Origin of the sequence: Methanobacterium sp., from assembly GCA_039666455.1 — an archaeon.
Taxonomy (GTDB): domain Archaea; phylum Methanobacteriota; class Methanobacteria; order Methanobacteriales; family Methanobacteriaceae; genus Methanobacterium_D.
The window spans coordinates 76,452-94,738 of sequence record JAVSLW010000004.1; the positions used below are offsets into that span (position 1 = coordinate 76,452).

The following is an 18,287-nucleotide window of genomic DNA, read 5'->3' on the forward strand; positions in this document are numbered from 1 at the left end:
AAAATATGTATGTTACTTCCTTTAGTAAGAAATTTATAATTGTTTTACACATAACGAATAATAAAAAGATCCCAAAATCAATAACAAATCAGGTGGAGAATAAATTATGAAAAGAGATATTATCAAAATTAATGAAGAAAAATGTACTGGCTGCGGGGAGTGCATTCCCGGATGCCCTGAAGGGGCGCTGCAGGTAATTGACGGAAAGGCAAGACTTATAAGCGATTTATTCTGTGATGGATTAGGAGCATGTATTGGTACCTGTCCTCAAGGAGCTATTGAGATTGAACAAAGAGAAGCTGAGCCTTATGATGAATACAAAGTTATGGAAAATGTTGCTAAAGCTGGCCCCAATGTTATAAAAGCTCATTTAAAACATCTATATGATCACGGGCAGACAGAGTTCCTTAACCAGGCTATTAACTTTTTAAAGGAAAAAAATATTGAAGTTCCTGATTATGATGAAGAAAAAACATTTGAATGTGGTTGTCCTGGTTCAGCAATGACAGATTTAAGTGAAAGTAGGGCGGAAAGTCATATCGAACCACAGATATTCAGTGCAGAGCTTAGAAACTGGCCAGTGCAACTGCAGCTTTTAAATCCCAATGCACCCTACTTAAAAAATGCAGATTTACTGATTTCAGCAGATTGTGCACCATTTGCATATGCTAATTTTCATCAGAGGTTTTTAAAAGATAAGATTTTAATAATACTCTGTCCAAAACTGGATAAGACCATAGATCAGTATGTAGATAAATTAGCGGAAATATTTGAAAAACAGGATATAAAATCAATTTCCATAGTACATATGGAAGTCCCATGCTGCTCAGGTATTGAAATTATAGTTAAAAGAGCATTAGAAAAGGCTCAAAAGAATGTAATCATTAAGGATTATACAATCTCTATAAAAGGAGAAATAATATAGTTACAGGATAAGATGGTTGAAGCTATCTCAAAATCAGAAAAAAAGCACGGATATAATTTTATAACCATAAATAAGTATCCTGACAGGTAAAATATATGGACATTGGTAGCCCCGGTTGTCATTAAAAATCTTACGACATTTTTTAGCGAGGAAGCTGTTACTGCGATTGAGAAATATTTAGATTTAGAGCATGAAAGAATAAAGCCACAGCCCTATGAAGCATTATTCTCCAGTTATAAAATTGGAAGTGGATTTATGACCACAACTGCATTGCAAAGCTCTTACAGGCAATTAAATAATTATTTAGGTTGGAAACAAGAGGAAAGAGGGTGCTTTAGGAAAGCTACAAGCCATATGATGCGTAAAACCTTTAACACTTTGCTTATTAATGCAGGAATGCCTGAAGAGATTAGAGAGCATTTTATGGGGTATGTGTATAAAGATAAGGTAAGAGATGCTTACTTTTTACCAGATCCACAGGAATTGCTTAAAATTTATTTAAAATATATGGACTATGTTACAATTGAAAAGATAGAAATGAGTAGTGAGGATATTATAAGAGATAATAGTGTGAATGATTCTAAGATTGAAGAATTAGAGGCTATTATTAAGCAGATGAAGAAGCAGTTGGATAAAGTTACTGCAGAAGCATAAAATAAGTTTTTTATAGTACTTTTTATCAATCAATAATTATGATTTATTATATTATTTTTTTATTTTTTAGGAGGAGAAATGAATGAATTATTGGTTTTGGATAGCTAAAAGCGATGCATTTATTGGAGAAGAAGGTGAAGAAGATTTATATTGGGGCGATTGTGGAGAAAAAGTTGAACCTGGAGATTTAGCTTTAATATACAGAAGAAGTCCTTACAATATGCCATCATATGATAGAGAGAAATATAGTTTAATTGAATGTTTAGTGCGCGTGAAAAGCTTTCCAGAAGATGACTGTGAAATTAGCACACGAAAGGGAGAACCTAAAACCGGCCATTGCTGTGATTATGAAGTTTTACATAAATTTGAAAATAAATTAAAATATAAAGAAATGATTTTTTATAGAGATGAGCGTAAGACAGCTTTAACAGATTGGAGCGCATTAAAAAAGAATTTAAGAGGAATGTGGCATCCAGTAGATGAAGATAGTTGGAATAAGCTTGATGAATTATTAAAAGAGAAAAATGAAGATACTTACCATGGATTTAAAAAAGTAGATGAAAATTGTAAATAATTTGCATTTGTGTGATTGAAAGCATTTTATAATTTGTAATTTGCTTTTTGCATACTTTGATCAACTCTTCCTTAAAGAGCACTTATTTTTGATTAGAATTTTTGCTTTTTTGAATGTGAAATGAAAACAATTATATATGTATAACCATGATAAATTTATAATTATAATTATAAATAATAACAAATTGTCAGATCAGGTGGTTCAATGCTCACATCTGTCCAGAAAGAAATACTGCAAAGCTTGATAAATCTGTATAGAAAATCAAAAGGCAAATCTATTAAAGGAGAGGAAATTGCTGAAATTATGAATCGTAATCCTGGGACCATAAGGAACCAGATGCAGTCGCTTCGAAGTTTAGGGCTTGTAAAAGGGGTTCCAGGTCCGCGTGGAGGGTATAAACCAACTATAGAAGCATACCATACCTTAAATATCAGTGCATTTGATAAAGAAGCACTTGTACCAATATTTAAACAGGGAAAAAAAGTTGGTGACCTGAATGTTGCCAGAATAGAATTTACAAGCATCCCCCATCCTGGCGAATGCGAAGCTGCAATAAAAGTAATAGGTAATATAAAACAGCTTGACCTTGGAGATAAAGTAAGAATTGGCCCAACACCAGTAAACAAACTTGTATTAAACGGTATGGTGGTAGGAAGAGACGATATGGACAATCTCCTGCTCCTTGACACCACAAGCATAAGAAGCATTCCACACAAATCTGTGATTGATATTGCAAGCCAGAACCTCATAACATTAAAATCATATATGTCTATAAAAGAAGCAGCAAATGTTTTATCAAGTAATGGAATTGAAGGAGCGCCTATAATTGAAGACCACAAAGTTACAGGTATTTTAACACTAAACGACATTACAAAAGCCATTGCTGAAGGTAATGAAAACTTAAAAGTTAATGAAATCATGTCAAAACACATAATAACTGTTGAAGAAGACCTTATGATTTCAGATGCCATTGAAATCATGAATAAAAACAAAATAGGAAGACTTATTGTTGTAAATGATGATAAAATGCCTGTTGGTATTGTAACAAAAACTGACCTTCTGGATAAGATAGCTGGTTTGAAATAACAGTTTAAAAGCCACTATGAACATCCAGTTCGTCCCTGTTTTAATTAATGTGCCACATTTTTTTATACCTTTTCAAAACAAAGTTTATTATTTATTTTATACCAGTTACTTTTTGCTTAATTAATGATCAGTTCAGGTTGTGAGAAAACTGAAAATTCAACACATGGAAATCAACGGAAACATGAGTGTTCTTGATTTAATCGAAGAAATGGGAAAGTCCGGAGTTTTTGGAGCAGGTAGACTGGCCAGAGCCACACATTTACTTGCAGACTCCATTAAAGATAAAGAAACAGCCATTTTTTTAAGTATTGCAGGCCCCCTTGTACCGGGAGGGCTTCGAAAAATAATTTTTGACCTTATAAATGACCGCTTTGTAGATGTTTTGATAACAAGCGGTGCTAACATAACCCACGACCTCGTGGAATCCTTTGGAGGCGGACATTACCGGGAAATTAAAGCCACCGAAAATTCCTACGGAATTTTCGAGGCCGACAAAAAACAAAGTTTTTTGGGATTGCAAAACGAAGCCCGCAAACACACAGTGTTTGAGGCGTCAAAATCAAAGATTTTGACAGTTTCGCAAGCATCAAAAGCAGAGCTTTTGAAAGCCACCGAAAAAGATGAAAAGCTATGTGAAGAGGGAATTGGAAGAATAGGCGATTTATACACCAGATCATCAGATTTTGAAGTGTTTGAAAAAGAAATAACAAAAATTTTAGCTAAAATTGCCAGAAAAAAGAAGATCATATCCATCAGGGAGTTTTTATTTGAAATAGGAAATATGATTGATGATGAGGATTCAATACTTAAAATAGCCGCCAAAAAAGGTGTTCCAATTTATGCACCCGGCTTAATAGACAGTATGCTTGGTTTGCAGCTCTGGATGTTTACTCAAAGTGAGGAATTTCATCTTGATGCTATTGGAGATATGCACGAGCTTTCAGATATTGTTTTTGGCTCTAAAAAAGTCACAGCAGTGATGCTGGGGGGAGGACTGCCAAAGCATTATGCTTTAGCATCCAATTTACTTAAAGGCGGTGTTGATGCTGGTATTCAGGTTACTATGGACCGCGGTGAAACCGGCAGTTTAAGTGGAGCGCCTTTAGAAGAAGCAAAATCATGGGCCAAAGCTAAAGCTGGTTCCAGCCTTGTAACTGTGGTTGGAGATGTGAGTATAATATTCCCGGTGATGGTTGCAGGGGCAAGGGAAATTATAAATAAAGAAAAATAAATTGTGCACCTGGCTTAAAAATGAATGCCTGTAAAAACAGTTTATCATTTTACGATTTAAGGATTGTCTTTTTCAACTCTTTTTCTGATTCTACAATCAAATCAATTCTTTCAACAGGAATGCCTTTTTGATGCAGATAGCCTGCAAGATTTACAGGTGTAACTGTTTCTTCTACATCTATAAGAATAGAATCTTTTTCATGAGAAATTCCACATGTTCCAAATTCACTTAAAGCAGTGTAAGTAGCTTCTACATTATCAGTTTTTACCCGGTAAGTACGCAGTTTCTTTGTAGCTTTCGAGATATCAATTTTTAGTTTTTGAAGCACTATAAGAACATGTTTTTCAAGGACCAGTTCCAGAACTTCAGTATCAATGAAGTCCTTTTTTCTTATGATGCGGACTGCCTGACAGATTTGGGCTAAATCTCTTGCATGGGCAAAACTGGGCTTTAAACCTTCTCCATCATTATATATAGAAGTATATACATTTTTAAATCTCTCTATCACTTCTTCACTATATTTTTCTCCTAATTCCATTATATTCCTTTTAAAAACTTCAGCAAGTTCATCTAAAGGCGGATCTTTAAGAAATATATGTAGGGGGGCCCTTCTAAGGTGCGCTTCATCCATTATACTTATATCCAGGTTAGTGGAAAACGCCGGTATGAAATGACTGTGAACAATTACAGGAACCCCCCTTACATAAATAACGTCTTTTCTATTTTCCATAGGTATAATGAGTCTATTTAGAATCAATTCGTGGTCATCTCTTTGTCTTCCAAGGTCATCGACAAGTAATACCCCTCCATTTGCCTTAATTATGGGGGAAGTTTCATATAGTCCTTTATTTTGGTTGTAAGCGGTTTCTAACTTATTTAAACTAAGTTCAGAACCGGTAAGTACAAAAGGGGCATAAATTTTAACCCATCGAGGATCTTCTGGTTGTTCAGAACACATTTTATGGAAATCAGGGTCATAAAGCTGAATAACCGCCCCTCCAAACTCAATGAATTTAGGAATAACAAGAGGAGGCAAAAGGTCTGACATTTTACTTACAATAAAAGTTTTACCGGTTCCTGGAGGTCCATAAACAAAAATACCCTTTCCAATCGTACTGGATTCAATTAAAACCTCTTTAGCATAGTCTACCCCTACAACTTCATTAAAAGCATGTTGGATAACATCTTCAGGTATATTAATGGGGTATCTGTTTTTTAACTGTGCGTTCATAAGTTTGTAGTAATCTTCATAAGATACTGGTGCCATTCCAATATATGGATTTTCTTCCATTAATCTTCGAGCTTTTTCATGTCCTTTTTTTGTTACAGTGTATTCTACGCTTGAAAAAAGGAACCCTCCTCCAGTTGTAGCACAAAAACCTTCTTCTTCCAGTTTTTTGAGGGTTTCTTCTAAAACATCCCAGTGGATACCGGTCATATCATTAAGTACGCCTGTCTTAACAGTTCCATAACTTGAAATGATCTTTAAAATTAAATTTTTAACAAAATTACTTGAGAGTTTTAATTCTTCAAAATTTCGGGGCTGTCTGAGGATTTCGAAAATTTTTTCCATTTTTATGTCATGGTAATAATTCATGAGGTCACCTGAACCGTTTAAATTTCGCTGACATACTCAAATAATACTCAAATAAGTTTACAGATATAAATATATTAGTATTTCTCTTATCAGGATTATAATATGTCTTTAAGTTCACCAATATGATTTAAGACATCGATATGAATGTTTTCATTTTTAAGATATTCCTTATCTGATTTTGTTAATTTAGAATTAACAAGTATTGCAGACATTCCAGAGTTCAATGCCCCCATTATATCTTCACTGAATTTATTGCCTACCATGACTGATTTTTCGGCTTTACAACCCATTTTTTGAAGTGCAAGCTCGAAAATGCGTGTATCAGGTTTTTCAACCCCTGCTGCTTCAGAAGTAACTACGTGGTCGAAGAAATGGTGCAGATCCAGTCTGATTAATTTTTCCCATTGTTTAATTGTTATTCCATTTGAAATAACTCCTAAATGGTATCCTTTCTCTTTAAGGTAGATTAGAGTTTTTGTAGTCTGGGGGAATAACCTTAAAAGTGCAAATTTGACGTTGTGGTAGGTAATCATTCCAAGAGCTATTAAAAGAGGTTTTTCTTCTCCAAACACTCTTTTTGTTAAAACATTGAAATGTTTATCATAGTTTGATCCATATTCATCGATTATTTCCCTTAAAAGGATGTATGCTTCCTTAGATTCAAGAGGTAAACCTGCATCAATCATCACGTTCAATGCAGCTTTCCTTGCAAGCTTAGCAAAACCTGAAGTATCATAAAGTGTATCATCAATATCAAAAAATACTGCTTTTATCATCTTATCACACCCCCAATGCTGTAAAGATTGATATTAATCTGGCACTAAAATAATATAAACTTAAGTAAAAAAAAGTTACAGCACTTACTCTGTAGAATATTTTTAAAGATCAAATGCCTTTAAATTAAAAAAATAGCTAAAATAAACTAATAACTTATCTAAAAAAATGCATCAAGACTGCTTTGCTTCTCTTTATGCAGAATATCCTGTTTGGAATATCCAAAAGTTTCTATTATTCTTCCAACTGCAGGAAGCACCTGATTTTCAATGTAATAATTGGGGTCGTAACTGGATATATTTGCATCTTCTACTGGGTAGGCACGCTTGCTTATGGGTTCCTTTCCTTTAACAACCACATACCTTATAATTGAACCCCTTTTTATATCCCTCCCCTTTTCAATGGATTTTTTTGCTGCAAGAACATGTGGGGCCATTTGAGCGTACTCGTGAGGGTTTTTTGTAAGCTGAGTGTGAATTACAAGGTCTTCCAGCTTTACATTACCCTTTCTAATATCTTCAATAACCCCTTCTACAATTTTAGCTGCTTTTTCAGGAGATGCATCCTTTAAAATAGCACTAAGGACTTTTTGCTGGGTTTTTTTTGTTATAGGAGCCCAGTCTCTTCTTACAAGTTCCAGACCCTTAACAATAATGGTGTCATCTTCAATAAGAGCATATCTTTTCTTGGTTACAAAAAAACCTCTTTTAAAGAAACCCTCATATTCAAGTTCCATTCCTTCTGGTAATTCTTCATTCACAGCTTTAATGAATTTTTGAGCCTGCAAAATCAATGATTTTGGGGCCCTGAAATCGTAGATCTCGTGAGAATTTTCTTTTATTTCTTCATCCAATAGATCACCTTATTGAATACATTCAAAAATTGCAGATTTTTGATGCAGCAAAAATTGATTAAGTAGTATTGATTTATTCAACCAATACGCCATTTATCATACCATGTTGACCTGGCCTGGATGTTACTCTGGCTTTTCCAGTGCTGGTTTCCAAAACAGCGCCTTTTGTTATAATGTTTCTACGTACAAAATGAGTGTTAGCACTATTTTCAACAACACTTAAAATTTCAGCAACTTCAACTTTACCTGTTTTAGGGTTAACCACGTTAATTTTGTTTTCATTGGTGAGCCTTATTTTATTGTTACCTCCTTTGGTACGGATTTTTTTAACTTTTCTCTCCCCAATTTTAGTTTCTGCTGCTCCTTTTCCAAGTTCAGATTTTCTTTTATTTTTGTTGAGTTTAGCGCGTCCTCCGCTAGGCTTTCTTAATGATTCTCCTTGCCAAATTGCCATTGTTTCACCTCATGTCTTTGATTAAATGATTGATTTTTGGATTGTGAGAATAAATTCACCCTCCAATATTTCTTTTTGAATACACCTGAAATTTAAAAATATATTCTTAATAGGGTTTATATAACAATCCATATATATTTTATTATGCTTAATATTAGTAATGAAAATTTTAACGGATCAAAGTATCTCTCTTAAACATGGTTTATATTTGGAAGTAATAGAAAAGAAACAAACAACAAAAACAAAGGGTGAACTTATGAAAATCAGCATGGCACACGGCGCTGGCGGAGAAATAATGCAGAGTCTGATATCAGATATTATACTTAATAACATTAAAAATAAAAAAGTTAACGGTGGAATAGGGCTTGGAGAACTGGATGACGGGGCTACAATTCCCTTTGGTGAGTATGAAATTGTGATTAGTACTGACAGCCATACAATTGATCCCATATTTTTCCCTGGGGGAGATATAGGAAAACTATCAATTACAGGGACTGTAAACGACGTTGCAGTAATGGGGGCAAAGCCTCTTGCCATTGCAAATGCAATGGTCATTAGCGAAGGTTTTACAAGTGAAGATTTTGAAAGGATAATAAAGTCAATGGATGATGCATGCATTGAAGCTGATGTTTCCCTTGTAACTGGAGATACAAAGGTAATGGAAAAGGATAAGCTTGATAAAATAATTATCTCCACAACAGGTATTGGAATAGCTGAAAAAGGTAAAATAACAGGTGATTCGGCTCTGGAAGTAGGGGATAAAATCATTCTGACAGGTAGTGTTGGAGATCATGGTATTGCGTTGATGTCCTATAGAGAAGGTTTTGGATTTGAAACAGATTTAAAATCAGATGTGGCACCGGTTACAGAAATGACCGAGGCAGCTTTAAAAATAGGGGGAGTTAAAGCAATGAAAGACCCTACAAGGGGTGGAATTGCAAATGCTCTAAACGAACTTGCTTCAAAATCAGGTACAGGAATGTTCGTCCTTGAGGAAAAAATTCCAGTTAAAGAACAGGTCCGTGCAGCCTCTGAAATGCTGGGAATAGACCCCTATGAAGTTGCAAACGAAGGAAAAGTAATTATGGGAGTTGAAACATCAAAGGCAGATGAAATTCTTGAAGCTGTTAGGAATACTAAATATGGTAAGGACGCTCAGATTATAGGGGAAGTAACTGAAGATAAACACGTAATAATTGAGACTTTACTTGGTGGAAAAAGAATCCTTGAAGCTCCAATAGCAGATCCAGTTCCAAGAGTCTGCTAAAAAATTCTTTTCATTCTTTGATAGGGTTATTAGAAAGAATCAGGAATATATGTAAAAATATAAAATTATTAAGATTTTAAGGGATTAAAATGGAAAAATTATGGGTTAAAAGATTTGCAGCATTATTAATAGATTTTTTTATTATAACACTTATAATATGGATTACAAGTGCCTTAACCTATCCCCTAATTGCAATAACAGATACTTTTTATATTTTAAATTACTGGCTTGTTTTGGTGGTTTTGATAATTATAGGATATTTCACATACTTTGAGGGTAAAAATGGTGCAACTGCTGGTAAAAATATTTTAAAAATTAAAGTTGTTGCAGATGAAGGTCAGATGAATTATAAAAAAGCATTAATAAGAAATTTATCTAAAATCTTATGGATCCCGCTGATTTTAGATGTTTTAATAGGTTTGGTAGCTGGAAATTCAAAATTAAGGTATTTGGATAAAATTGCCGGCACAGACGTTGTTAGAGTGAGTGATAAAGAGTCTGAAAGTTCATAGAATCAAATGTTAGGGCCATTGATATTTATAAGCTTCGAAGAATACTGATAACATAAAAAAATCTGATTTTCATTAAACGTGGTTTGATATTTACCTATTTCGTGCAAAACATGTCTATTCCCATTTGAAAGTATAGGCAGCAATAAGTAGACCAATACCGAGAATACCAAGCAGGATAAACACTTCCCGTGTAAGATCAAATAGCAGGGTTCCAATCCACAATTCCTGCATCAACTCCACGGCGTAGGTCACTGGTATATACGGAGAAATATAGTGCCTAACCCAATCAGGAAGCATATCCAGCGGCATGAACACGCCAGAGAAGAACATCATTGGGAAGAACATGATCATTCCAATAGCACTGGCTGCTCGTTGCGAGCGGGCTACTGCAGAGACGAACATGAAGATAGAAGCAAGGCTCAGGAAGACAAGGACAAAACCTGTGATGAAAGAAATGAGGTTCCCGTCAAAGACAGCGTCATAGTGCAGAATCGCCACAGCAGTGAGCAGGACAATCCCGAGAATTGTAACAATGAAATTTGCAAGTGCAATGCTACCCAGAGTGGTGAGGGGCGTAATCGGAGATCCATGCAGGCGTTTGAAGAACTTAATGTGACGGTAGGAAACAATGGTCGGAGGTATGCCAAATAGGGCTGTTTGGGCGATGATGAAAACCATCAAGGGCGGCGCCACCTGATTGATGACAACCTCCTTAGGGACATTGGCAGGGATGAAAATCTCCATTATAACGAAGAGAAAGAAGGTCGGGAAGATGAAGTTGAAAAATAGGGCTTCTGGATCGCGCGTAAACATCTTTAGCTCGGTTAAGGATAGCTTAGTGAACTGCCTGAGGATCATCATTCTCTCATCTCCCTGCCAGTGATAGAGATGAAAACATCGTCAAGGCTTGGTTTTGAAACCGTGAAATCATGAAAATTGTGGTCATTCTCTCCAAGAATGCGAATGACCTCGCCCACAACCTGGTAGTCAGCACACTGAATGATGATGTTCTGGTTGCTCGTCTTCAAGCTGCACCTCTCGATGTTTTCAAACTTCGCTGCTATACTTGAGTCATCTACTGAGAAGCTGATCTTCAAGCCTCCGTTAATGCTTCCTGTGAGGTTAGAAGGAGTATCCAGGGCAACTATTCTTCCTTGATCAACAATAGCCACCCGATCACAGAGCTGTTCTGCCTCTTCCATATAGTGAGTGATTAGAACAACTGTTTTACCAGCCTCACGAACACTGCTTACCATTTCCCACATCGCTCTTCGGGCCTGGGGATCGAGTCCTGTTGTCAGTTCGTCAAAGAAAACTACTTGTGGGTCATTTACGAGGGCAAGAGCGATTGAAAGCCTCTGTTTTTGACCTCCTGACAGATTTTCAAAGTATTTATCAGCTTTGTTAAGTAACCCTACCTTTTCCAGAAGAGGCTCGACTGGTAAAGAATATGTATAGAAACTTGCAAAAAGCTCAAGTACCTCTCTGACTTTAATTTTGTCTGGAAAACTGCCTTCCTGGAGTTGTAAGCCTATCAGTTGCTTCAGCTTATATCCATCTGCCTTTGGATCCAGATCCAGGACGCGGATGGAACCAGATGATGGAACCCGCAGCCCTTCCAGGCACTCAACCATGGTGGTCTTGCCAGCGCCGTTTGGTCCAATGATACCAAAAATCTCGTTTTCGTAGATCTCAAAGCTGACTCCAGCGACTGCAGTCAGGTTACCATATCTTTTAATAAGATCTTTTACAACTATTACGGATTTCGTTTTATCATTCATTTTAATTTTATAGAATTTATGCATCATATAAATTTTTGGGTGTTTGGAATTCTCAGTTTGGTCTTTAACAACAAAATTTCTTACTATAAATATTAAAGCACATGAAACAAAATAATTTAGTGGTGATTAATTTGAGAGGATTACTTGTAGGAAGAATGCAACCAGTTCATGAAGGACATCTCCAGGTAATTAAAAGCATTCTTGAAGAAGTTGATGAAGTTATAATCTGTATTGGAAGTGCTCAACTGAGCCATACTTTAAAAGATCCATTTACAGCAGGCGAAAGAGTAATGATGCTCACCAAGGCCCTCAGTGAAAATAGTATAAGTGCCTCAAAATACTATATAATACCAGTTCAGGATGTTGCATGCAATTCAATCTGGGTAGCGCATATTAAAATGCTTACACCACCATTTGAATATATTTACTCAGGTAACTCTCTGGTGCAGCGTCTTTTTAAAGAAGCAGGCTATGAAGTTACTCAACCACCGCTTTTCAACCGTAAAATCTATTCTGGGACAGAGGTAAGAAGAAGAATGCTTGTAAACGAAGATTGGGAATCTCTTGTCCCTGAATCAGTTGTAAATGTAATTAAAGAAATTGATGGGGTTTCAAGAATTAAACATCTATCAAAAAAAGAAGGCCCTGATTATGAAGTATAGATGGGTGATAAAATGGAAAATGTGAGAATCATTAAAAAAGACGAAGAAAAAATAACACTTTCTGACCTTATAAAGATGGTTAAAAAAAATCCTCAAATCGACCGCTGCGGTGCAGTATTTACTTTTGAAGGAATTGTTAGAGGAGAAGAAGATGATATAAAGGTCAAAAAACTTAGTCTGAGCACTCCCTTAATTGAAAAAACAGAAAAAGAGCTTAAAAATATTATAAATGAAATTGCGGTGAAGTATGAAGTAGTTGAAATAGCTGCAGTACATTATGTGGGTGAATTTTATACTGGAGATCCTCTCCTGCTTGTTGTGGTTGCTGGAGGACATAGGGGAGAAACCCTGAAGGCATTAAAAGAAACAATTGAACGTGTAAAATTCGATCTTGATTTTAAAAAAGAGGAATATACTGAAAAAGGAACGAACATTATAATGTCTGGCGGATAAATAAAAATACATGGAGTTACATCTGGAGGACTTTTTTGAAACTTATAAGGGACAGCATCCATGGAAATCTATATCTAAACGATTTTGAGATAAAACTGGTGGACACACCCCAAATACAACGTCTTCGAAGAATAAAACAGTTGGGATTTACATATTTAGTTTATCCTGGGGCAAATCACTCCCGTTTTGAGCATTCAATCGGAACATTGCATATTGCATCCAAAATAGCAGATAATATAGGGCTTGAAAAGGATGAAAAGGATATGGTTCGCTCAGCAGCTCTTTTACATGATGCTGGACACGGGCCATTTTCTCATGTTTCAGAGGGGATACTTAACTCTCCTCACGAATATTTGACCTCCCGAGTAATTAAAGAGAGTGATCTTTTCTATATTTTATCAGAAAAATTTGATCCAGATGAAATAATAGACATGATCAATGGTAAAGGGCCTTTAGGTCAGATAATAAGTGGAGAACTTGATGCAGACAGAATGGATTATCTTATAAGAGATTCATATTATACTGGAGTAGCTTATGGTATGATTGATACAGGAAGACTTATCCACTCAATTAAACTGAAAGATAACCTTATTATCGAGGCTAAGGGCATCCAGGCTGCAGAATCAGCACTTATAGCCCGATATTTGATGTATCCAAGTGTTTACCAGCACCATACCACACGTATAATCAATTCCATGTTTAGAAGGTGTATGAAGTGGTTGTTTGAAGCAGAAATAGTTGATCCTGAAACAATTTATCGTTTGGATGATTCAGATATAGTTTCAATAGCAAGAGCCCAGGAAGGTAAGATAAAAAATGTTATAGGCCGTTTGGATAACAGAGATTTATTTAAAAGAGTATTTTCCATAAAGTTAAGCGATCTTGAAGAACCAAAAGACGTTTTCCAAATAAATGAGGATAAAATAAGAAAAATCGAACTTGAAATTGCTGAAGATCTGGGATCTCCTATAGAGTACACCATAATTGATATTCCAGAATATCCTTTCTTCAATGAAATGCGTACATTGGTATCTGTGGGTAATGAAAATGTGAAATTAAGTGAGATATCAAGCCTTGTAAGTGCTCTTAAAAATGTTAGATTTAATTATGCAGATATATGTATTTATGTTCCTGATGAATATGTTGAAAAAGCTTTAAAATTTCCATTTGAAAATTATCTGGAGCTTACAATGCAGAAAAAAATCAAAGAATGGTTTTAAACATGATAGTAGTTGGAATTACTGGTGCAAGTGGAGTTATATATGGCATAAAGCTCCTTGAAGAATTAAAAAAATTAAAAGAAAATACAGCAGTTCTAATAACTGATCCTGCCAAAATAATCCTTGAACATGAATTGGGCATGAGGGAAAATGAAATAAAAGAACTTGCAGATCTTACATACGACCCAAAAGACCTGACAGCATCTATTAACAGCGGATCTTTTAGATTCAATTCCATGGTAATCGTGCCCTGTACAATGAAGACCATTTCTGCAATAGCAACAGGATACGCAAATAATGCAATTACAAGAGCCGCAGATGTTGTTTTAAAGGAGAGAAGGAATTTAGTACTTGTGCCACGTGAAACTCCTCTTAGATCTGTCCACCTGGAAAATATGCTTAAAATAAGTAACGAGGGAGGTATAATTCTTCCAGCAATGCCGGGCTTTTACCATAATCCAGAAAATATCGACGATTTATGCAATTTCGTGGTTGGAAAAATTCTGGATGTTTTAAAAATTGAAAACAACCTTTTTAAACGATGGCATGATGGCAGGCCATGATCAAATAAATTAATGAACGGTTAAAATGATACCAGATAACGAATTTATAACCTTAAAAAATGTTCCAGGCCCTACCAAGGAAGAAATAAGATGTCTGGTACTGTGTAAAGCAGAAGTATCACCAGATGATGTTGTTGTAGACATTGGCTGCGGAACCGGAGGGTTAACATTAGAATTTGCAAAAAGAGCCAGAAAAGTATATGCAATTGATAAAAATATAAATGCTGTCAATCTAACTCTTGAAAACCTTAAAAAGCATGGTTTAGAGCACAAAGTAAGTATTATTAAAAATGATGCTTTAAGTGCCTTAAAAGAAATTGATAGATTTGATATCCTTATGATTGGAGGAAGCGGCGGCGATTTACCTTTAATAATTGAAGAGGGTTATAGAAAACTTGGTGAGTCTGGTAGAATCTTAATAACTTCTATATTACTTGAAACTCCAGTTGAAGCTATTAAAACCATGAAAAAACTTGAAATGAAGATTGAACTGATTAACGTGGCTGTTTTTAGGGGTAAAATATTAGAAAGAGGAACCATGATGTATTCAAATAACCCCATAACAATTATATCTGCCAGAAACAGAAGTAAATAGTGATAAAATGAATTTTTTAAAATTTAAAGTTCTAATCTCCAAGGTAAACTTCTGGTTCCAAAAGGAGTTGTAAATTAAATGATGTTATGTCTTTGAAGGAGCATGAATTCATCGGTATTCAGCTTTTTACCCTCTTTAAATTTCTGATATATGTCCATTGCATGCTCTTTTTCCTTCCTTTTCTTTTTATTAGTGGCTTTATTTTCAAAACTTCGTTTTTTAGCATTTACTTTATCTAAATACCTGTTAATTTTGCGTATTTGACCTAAAGTTTCCTTGACTTCTTCATGCTTTTTGGAAGCTTCATTTTTGATCTTTATAAACGTGTTATGTGCTTCATCAGCACTGGTTCTTATTCCATCAATTTTCTGGAAGTATTCCAGCATTTTTTCGTGGTTTGATTGGGCCTCTTTCGAAAACTCCACAACCTTCAGGTGATAAGATTCTGATAATTCTCTAAGTTCCAGTGCTTCTTTTTGAACTTTTTCATCTTCCTGCATTTCCTGGAGTTTTTTGGACAGATCCTGTACTCTTTTAATTAGTTCATTTTCCTTTCGGATATCCAGCACTTTTGTCTCAATGATTTTATCAATTCTTTTTATTTCCTTTTCCGTGTTTATAATGTCCCTTCTTCCAGACTCCCATTCCATGGTTTTTAATTTATCCCTGGTTTTGTCCCTGAGTTTTTTGTATTTTCTGACCTCTTCGTTTGTTTTATCTCTTTTATCTCTGTATTCAATTGCCATGCTTAAATTTTCCTTTATACCTGCATTAAGCTCGTCCCTTATTTGTCTTTGAGATTTAGATTCTTCATTTAAGGCATCACGCTCTTTTGTAAGTTTGTCAAGCTTTCTTTCACATTCTCTTTTTTGAGCAAGAAGTTCATCGAAAGTAGCTTCTTCTAATTTAGAGTTGTCCTCTTCAAATAAATGTAAAATCTCTTTCAAGTCTCTTTTTTCAATGATAACATCTGCAATATCTCTTAAAACAGGTTTTGCATTGAAAGCTATTCCCAATTTGACCATTTCAAGCATGGAAATGTCATTTGCACCGTCGCCAACTGCAGCACATTCATCAGCAGATATGTTTTCTATTTTAATTATATCATTTAAAACATCTGCTTTAGATCCTCCTACAAGGGGGCCGCTAACTTCTCCAGTTAAAATACCGTCTTCTTCGTGCAGTGTGTTTGCATAGGCGTAATCAAGATCTAATTCCTCTTTCATTCTGTTAGCAATAACTTCAAAACTGCCACTGATGGTTGCAATTTTATATCCTCTCTTTTTAAGCTCAGCAACCGCTTCTTTAGCACCTTCCATTAAAGGAATATCCTGGATAACTTTTTTAACATCATCTACTCTAATCCCTTTAAGCAAAGTTACTCTTTCTTTAAGGGCAGTTTCAAAATCAAGTTCTCCTTCCATTGCTTTTTTTGTTATTTCTGCTATTTCGTTTTGGATACCTGCTATTTTGCCAATTTCGTCTATGGCTTCACCGTCTATCAAAACATTATCAAGATCAAAAGCTATAAGTTTAATCAAAAGATCACCGATATTAAATTAAATTCAGTTCATCCAATCTTTCTTTCGTTTTTTCAACACCAAGCTGGGCATCATCAAAGCTTTTTGCACCAGTACATACTACTTTTCCTGAACCAAACAATAAAAGCACCACTTTAGGATCTTCAAGCCTGTAGACAAGACCGGGGAATTGTTCTGGTTCATATTCTGTGTTTTCTAAATCCAGGGCCACGGATTCAAGATTCAGTGTTTTGCCAAGATTTGCTGAAGCAACTATGTTCTGTATTTTTATTTCAAATTCTTTTGGTATTTCTGCATCAAGAGTTCTCATTTTATCCACAGCTATGTGTATAGCTTTTATTGAATCTTCTATGGATTTTGCTCCTGTACAAACTAATTTTCCGGATCCAAAGATAAGTGCTGCTGTTTTAGGCTCCTTAAGCTTGTAAACAAGTCCAGGAAATTGTTCAAGATTGTATTCCACACCTTCAAGTGCGGGAGCTACCCTTGGAAGTTCAATTGATTTTCCAAGAGTTGCAGAAGCTACGATATTTTCAACTTTTATTGGTACGTCTGTCAAATAATATTCCTCCAGATTTTAATTTTAAGAGTGTAATTTTGATATCGAAAAATTATCTTTAATTAGACATTATTCATTATTCATTCTTTTTTTGTTTTCTAAAAAAAATCATTTAAAAATTTAATTTAAATAGATATATTTATGTTGTTAAAGTTTCCCTTTATAAATTATTATCTAAGAGATCTTTTCAGAATATTTATTAATATATAAAATTTATTTATATATGTTTTTAAAGTTCCAAAATTTACCTCGTGAAAATCATGATAAGTCCAAAATTCTATCAAAAACAGATCCAGGATCTGGAGATTGAAGGCATGGAAATTTTCCCTGAAAATAGCGAAGAAGCCATTATTCTCTTTGATGAATTACAAAACATTGAAAAAATTTTAGAACATGTTAGATATAACATTAGAATGGATATAAGGGCTATTAGAAAGGATTATATGAATAAAATCAGAAAAATCGAAAATTATTCTAAATTCAAGGATGGGTATGATAAAAGATCTTTAAAAAATAAGACTAATGAAAGAAGGCAGCTGGTTGATGAGCGGGACTTAAAAATTGCACCTTATGAATCTATTGAATACATGATCGATGATTATTTAAGGCAGATAAAGAGTGCCAAATCCTATGTTATGGACTATTCTAAAAAAGCTATAGAAAATAAACAAATTGATTGAAGCTATCTTGCAGCTTAATCTGAACAAAAAGAAGCATGGATAGATCTTTCAAAATTCTCCGAATTTTGACTGCCCGAAAATCGAAGATTTTCGACGGCTTTATAACCAGAAATAAGCCTAAGTTGTTTAGAAATTTCATGGGTTTACTGTAAGTGAGTTTAATGATATTGTGTTTCAGGAGTCTTAAATTAGATAATGGCAAGTTCTCCTGCGGAAGTGATTTTAAGCTCATCCTGTGCAATAAAGCCCATTTCTCTTAATTCTCTTATGTGGTTGTAGGTCATTCCTCTGCTTATTCCTACTTTT

The 18,287-nt window shown here is 34.9% G+C and carries 21 protein-coding genes; 13 read left to right on the forward strand and 8 right to left on the reverse strand.

What is annotated here, in order from left to right; translation table 11 throughout:
* Positions 1-106 precede the first annotated feature (106 nt).
* From PQ963_01145 to PQ963_01165, 5 genes are all read left to right on the forward strand, one after another.
* Entirely contained in the window at positions 107-925 is an 819-nt protein-coding gene (locus PQ963_01145; GenBank protein MEN4028276.1) for a 4Fe-4S binding protein, read from the forward strand.
* A 102-nt stretch (positions 926-1,027) separates the two neighbouring features.
* The gene (locus PQ963_01150) at positions 1,028-1,579 is read left to right on the forward strand and encodes a hypothetical protein (protein MEN4028277.1); all 552 of its coding nucleotides are present in this window, start codon (positions 1,028-1,030) and stop codon (positions 1,577-1,579) included.
* Positions 1,580-1,661: 82 nt separating this feature from the next.
* Positions 1,662-2,153, forward strand: coding sequence for a hypothetical protein (locus PQ963_01155; GenBank protein MEN4028278.1), 492 nt, complete (start codon positions 1,662-1,664; stop codon positions 2,151-2,153).
* Between the two features lie 204 nt (positions 2,154-2,357).
* Positions 2,358-3,239, forward strand: a complete 882-nt coding sequence (locus PQ963_01160; protein MEN4028279.1) for a CBS domain-containing protein — start codon at positions 2,358-2,360, stop codon at positions 3,237-3,239.
* A 163-nt stretch (positions 3,240-3,402) separates the two neighbouring features.
* On the forward strand, positions 3,403-4,470 hold the full coding sequence (locus PQ963_01165; protein ID MEN4028280.1) for a deoxyhypusine synthase family protein: 1,068 nt from the start codon (positions 3,403-3,405) through the stop codon (positions 4,468-4,470).
* 49 nt (positions 4,471-4,519) lie between these two features.
* Here the strand turns inward: PQ963_01165 and PQ963_01170 are convergent, their stop codons facing one another.
* The 4 genes from PQ963_01170 to PQ963_01185 form a co-directional block, all read right to left on the reverse strand.
* Entirely contained in the window at positions 4,520-6,067 is a 1,548-nt protein-coding gene (locus PQ963_01170; GenBank protein ID MEN4028281.1) for an ATP-binding protein, read from the reverse strand.
* A gap of 95 nt (positions 6,068-6,162) precedes the next feature.
* Positions 6,163-6,843, reverse strand: coding sequence for a TIGR02253 family HAD-type hydrolase (locus PQ963_01175; protein ID MEN4028282.1), 681 nt, complete (start codon positions 6,841-6,843; stop codon positions 6,163-6,165).
* A gap of 158 nt (positions 6,844-7,001) precedes the next feature.
* A complete protein-coding gene (locus PQ963_01180) occupies positions 7,002-7,661 on the reverse strand; it encodes a DNA polymerase domain-containing protein (GenBank protein MEN4028283.1) in 660 nt (219 codons plus the stop codon).
* Between the two features lie 106 nt (positions 7,662-7,767).
* Entirely contained in the window at positions 7,768-8,148 is a 381-nt protein-coding gene (locus tag PQ963_01185) for a 30S ribosomal protein S8e (protein MEN4028284.1), read from the reverse strand.
* Between the two features lie 256 nt (positions 8,149-8,404).
* Between PQ963_01185 and hypE the strand changes: the two genes are divergently transcribed.
* Complete coding sequence (gene hypE / locus PQ963_01190) at positions 8,405-9,415, forward strand: hydrogenase expression/formation protein HypE (protein MEN4028285.1); 1,011 nt, start codon at positions 8,405-8,407, stop codon at positions 9,413-9,415.
* Between the two features lie 89 nt (positions 9,416-9,504).
* On the forward strand, positions 9,505-9,927 hold the full coding sequence (locus tag PQ963_01195) for an RDD family protein (protein ID MEN4028286.1): 423 nt from the start codon (positions 9,505-9,507) through the stop codon (positions 9,925-9,927).
* Between the two features lie 114 nt (positions 9,928-10,041).
* Here the strand turns inward: PQ963_01195 and PQ963_01200 are convergent, their stop codons facing one another.
* Together PQ963_01200 and PQ963_01205 are read right to left on the reverse strand one after the other, a co-directional pair.
* A complete protein-coding gene (locus tag PQ963_01200; GenBank protein ID MEN4028287.1) occupies positions 10,042-10,788 on the reverse strand; it encodes an ABC transporter permease in 747 nt (248 codons plus the stop codon).
* Positions 10,785-11,708: an ABC transporter ATP-binding protein gene (locus PQ963_01205; protein ID MEN4028288.1), complete on the reverse strand. Its 924-nt coding sequence runs from the start codon at positions 11,706-11,708 to the stop codon at positions 10,785-10,787. Before PQ963_01205 ends, PQ963_01200 begins: the two co-directional genes overlap by 4 nt.
* A 122-nt stretch (positions 11,709-11,830) precedes the next feature.
* On the opposite strand from PQ963_01205, the gene PQ963_01210 reads away from it, so the two are divergent.
* Genes PQ963_01210 through cbiT form a run of 5 tightly spaced genes read left to right on the forward strand, consistent with a single transcriptional unit; the run spans position 11,831 to position 15,201 of the window.
* Complete coding sequence (locus tag PQ963_01210; GenBank protein ID MEN4028289.1) at positions 11,831-12,370, forward strand: nicotinamide-nucleotide adenylyltransferase; 540 nt, start codon at positions 11,831-11,833, stop codon at positions 12,368-12,370.
* 12 nt (positions 12,371-12,382) lie between these two features.
* Positions 12,383-12,823, forward strand: coding sequence for a molybdenum cofactor biosynthesis protein MoaE (locus PQ963_01215; GenBank protein MEN4028290.1), 441 nt, complete (start codon positions 12,383-12,385; stop codon positions 12,821-12,823).
* Between the two features lie 35 nt (positions 12,824-12,858).
* Positions 12,859-14,043, forward strand: coding sequence for an HD domain-containing protein (locus tag PQ963_01220; protein MEN4028291.1), 1,185 nt, complete (start codon positions 12,859-12,861; stop codon positions 14,041-14,043).
* A 2-nt stretch (positions 14,044-14,045) separates the two neighbouring features.
* A complete protein-coding gene (locus PQ963_01225; protein ID MEN4028292.1) occupies positions 14,046-14,606 on the forward strand; it encodes a UbiX family flavin prenyltransferase in 561 nt (186 codons plus the stop codon).
* A gap of 25 nt (positions 14,607-14,631) precedes the next feature.
* On the forward strand, positions 14,632-15,201 hold the full coding sequence (cbiT, locus tag PQ963_01230) for a precorrin-6Y C5,15-methyltransferase (decarboxylating) subunit CbiT (protein MEN4028293.1): 570 nt from the start codon (positions 14,632-14,634) through the stop codon (positions 15,199-15,201).
* 74 nt (positions 15,202-15,275) lie between these two features.
* Here the strand turns inward: cbiT and serB are convergent, their stop codons facing one another.
* Both serB and PQ963_01240 read right to left on the reverse strand, forming a co-directional pair.
* Complete coding sequence (gene serB, locus PQ963_01235; protein MEN4028294.1) at positions 15,276-16,742, reverse strand: phosphoserine phosphatase SerB; 1,467 nt, start codon at positions 16,740-16,742, stop codon at positions 15,276-15,278.
* Between the two features lie 13 nt (positions 16,743-16,755).
* Positions 16,756-17,301 carry a TATA-box-binding protein gene (locus tag PQ963_01240; protein MEN4028295.1) on the reverse strand — a complete coding sequence of 182 codons (546 nt, stop codon included), beginning with the start codon at positions 17,299-17,301 and terminating at the stop codon, positions 16,756-16,758.
* A 260-nt stretch (positions 17,302-17,561) separates the two neighbouring features.
* Between PQ963_01240 and PQ963_01245 the strand changes: the two genes are divergently transcribed.
* The gene (locus tag PQ963_01245) at positions 17,562-17,981 is read left to right on the forward strand and encodes a hypothetical protein (protein ID MEN4028296.1); all 420 of its coding nucleotides are present in this window, start codon (positions 17,562-17,564) and stop codon (positions 17,979-17,981) included.
* Positions 17,982-18,287: the final 306 nt, after the last annotated feature.

Excerpts from the sequence above, each read along its gene's own strand:
- PQ963_01185 (MEN4028284.1), bottom strand. The coding sequence starts at position 8,148 with ATGGCAATTTGGCAAGGAGAATCATTAAGAAAGCCTAGCGGAGGACGC.
- PQ963_01175 (MEN4028282.1), bottom strand. The coding sequence starts at position 6,843 with ATGATAAAAGCAGTATTTTTTGATATTGATGATACACTTTATGATACT.
- cbiT (MEN4028293.1), top strand. The coding sequence starts at position 14,632 with ATGATACCAGATAACGAATTTATAACCTTAAAAAATGTTCCAGGCCCT.
- PQ963_01155 (MEN4028278.1), top strand. The coding sequence starts at position 1,662 with ATGAATTATTGGTTTTGGATAGCTAAAAGCGATGCATTTATTGGAGAA.
- PQ963_01195 (MEN4028286.1), top strand. The coding sequence starts at position 9,505 with ATGGAAAAATTATGGGTTAAAAGATTTGCAGCATTATTAATAGATTTT.
- hypE (MEN4028285.1), top strand. The coding sequence starts at position 8,405 with ATGAAAATCAGCATGGCACACGGCGCTGGCGGAGAAATAATGCAGAGT.
- PQ963_01200 (MEN4028287.1), bottom strand. The coding sequence starts at position 10,788 with ATGATGATCCTCAGGCAGTTCACTAAGCTATCCTTAACCGAGCTAAAG.
- PQ963_01165 (MEN4028280.1), top strand. The coding sequence starts at position 3,403 with ATGGAAATCAACGGAAACATGAGTGTTCTTGATTTAATCGAAGAAATG.
- PQ963_01170 (MEN4028281.1), bottom strand. The coding sequence starts at position 6,067 with ATGAATTATTACCATGACATAAAAATGGAAAAAATTTTCGAAATCCTC.
- PQ963_01205 (MEN4028288.1), bottom strand. The coding sequence starts at position 11,708 with ATGAATGATAAAACGAAATCCGTAATAGTTGTAAAAGATCTTATTAAA.
- PQ963_01215 (MEN4028290.1), top strand. The coding sequence starts at position 12,383 with ATGGAAAATGTGAGAATCATTAAAAAAGACGAAGAAAAAATAACACTT.
- PQ963_01225 (MEN4028292.1), top strand. The coding sequence starts at position 14,046 with ATGATAGTAGTTGGAATTACTGGTGCAAGTGGAGTTATATATGGCATA.
- PQ963_01145 (MEN4028276.1), top strand. The coding sequence starts at position 107 with ATGAAAAGAGATATTATCAAAATTAATGAAGAAAAATGTACTGGCTGC.
- PQ963_01160 (MEN4028279.1), top strand. The coding sequence starts at position 2,358 with ATGCTCACATCTGTCCAGAAAGAAATACTGCAAAGCTTGATAAATCTG.
- PQ963_01245 (MEN4028296.1), top strand. The coding sequence starts at position 17,562 with ATGATAAGTCCAAAATTCTATCAAAAACAGATCCAGGATCTGGAGATT.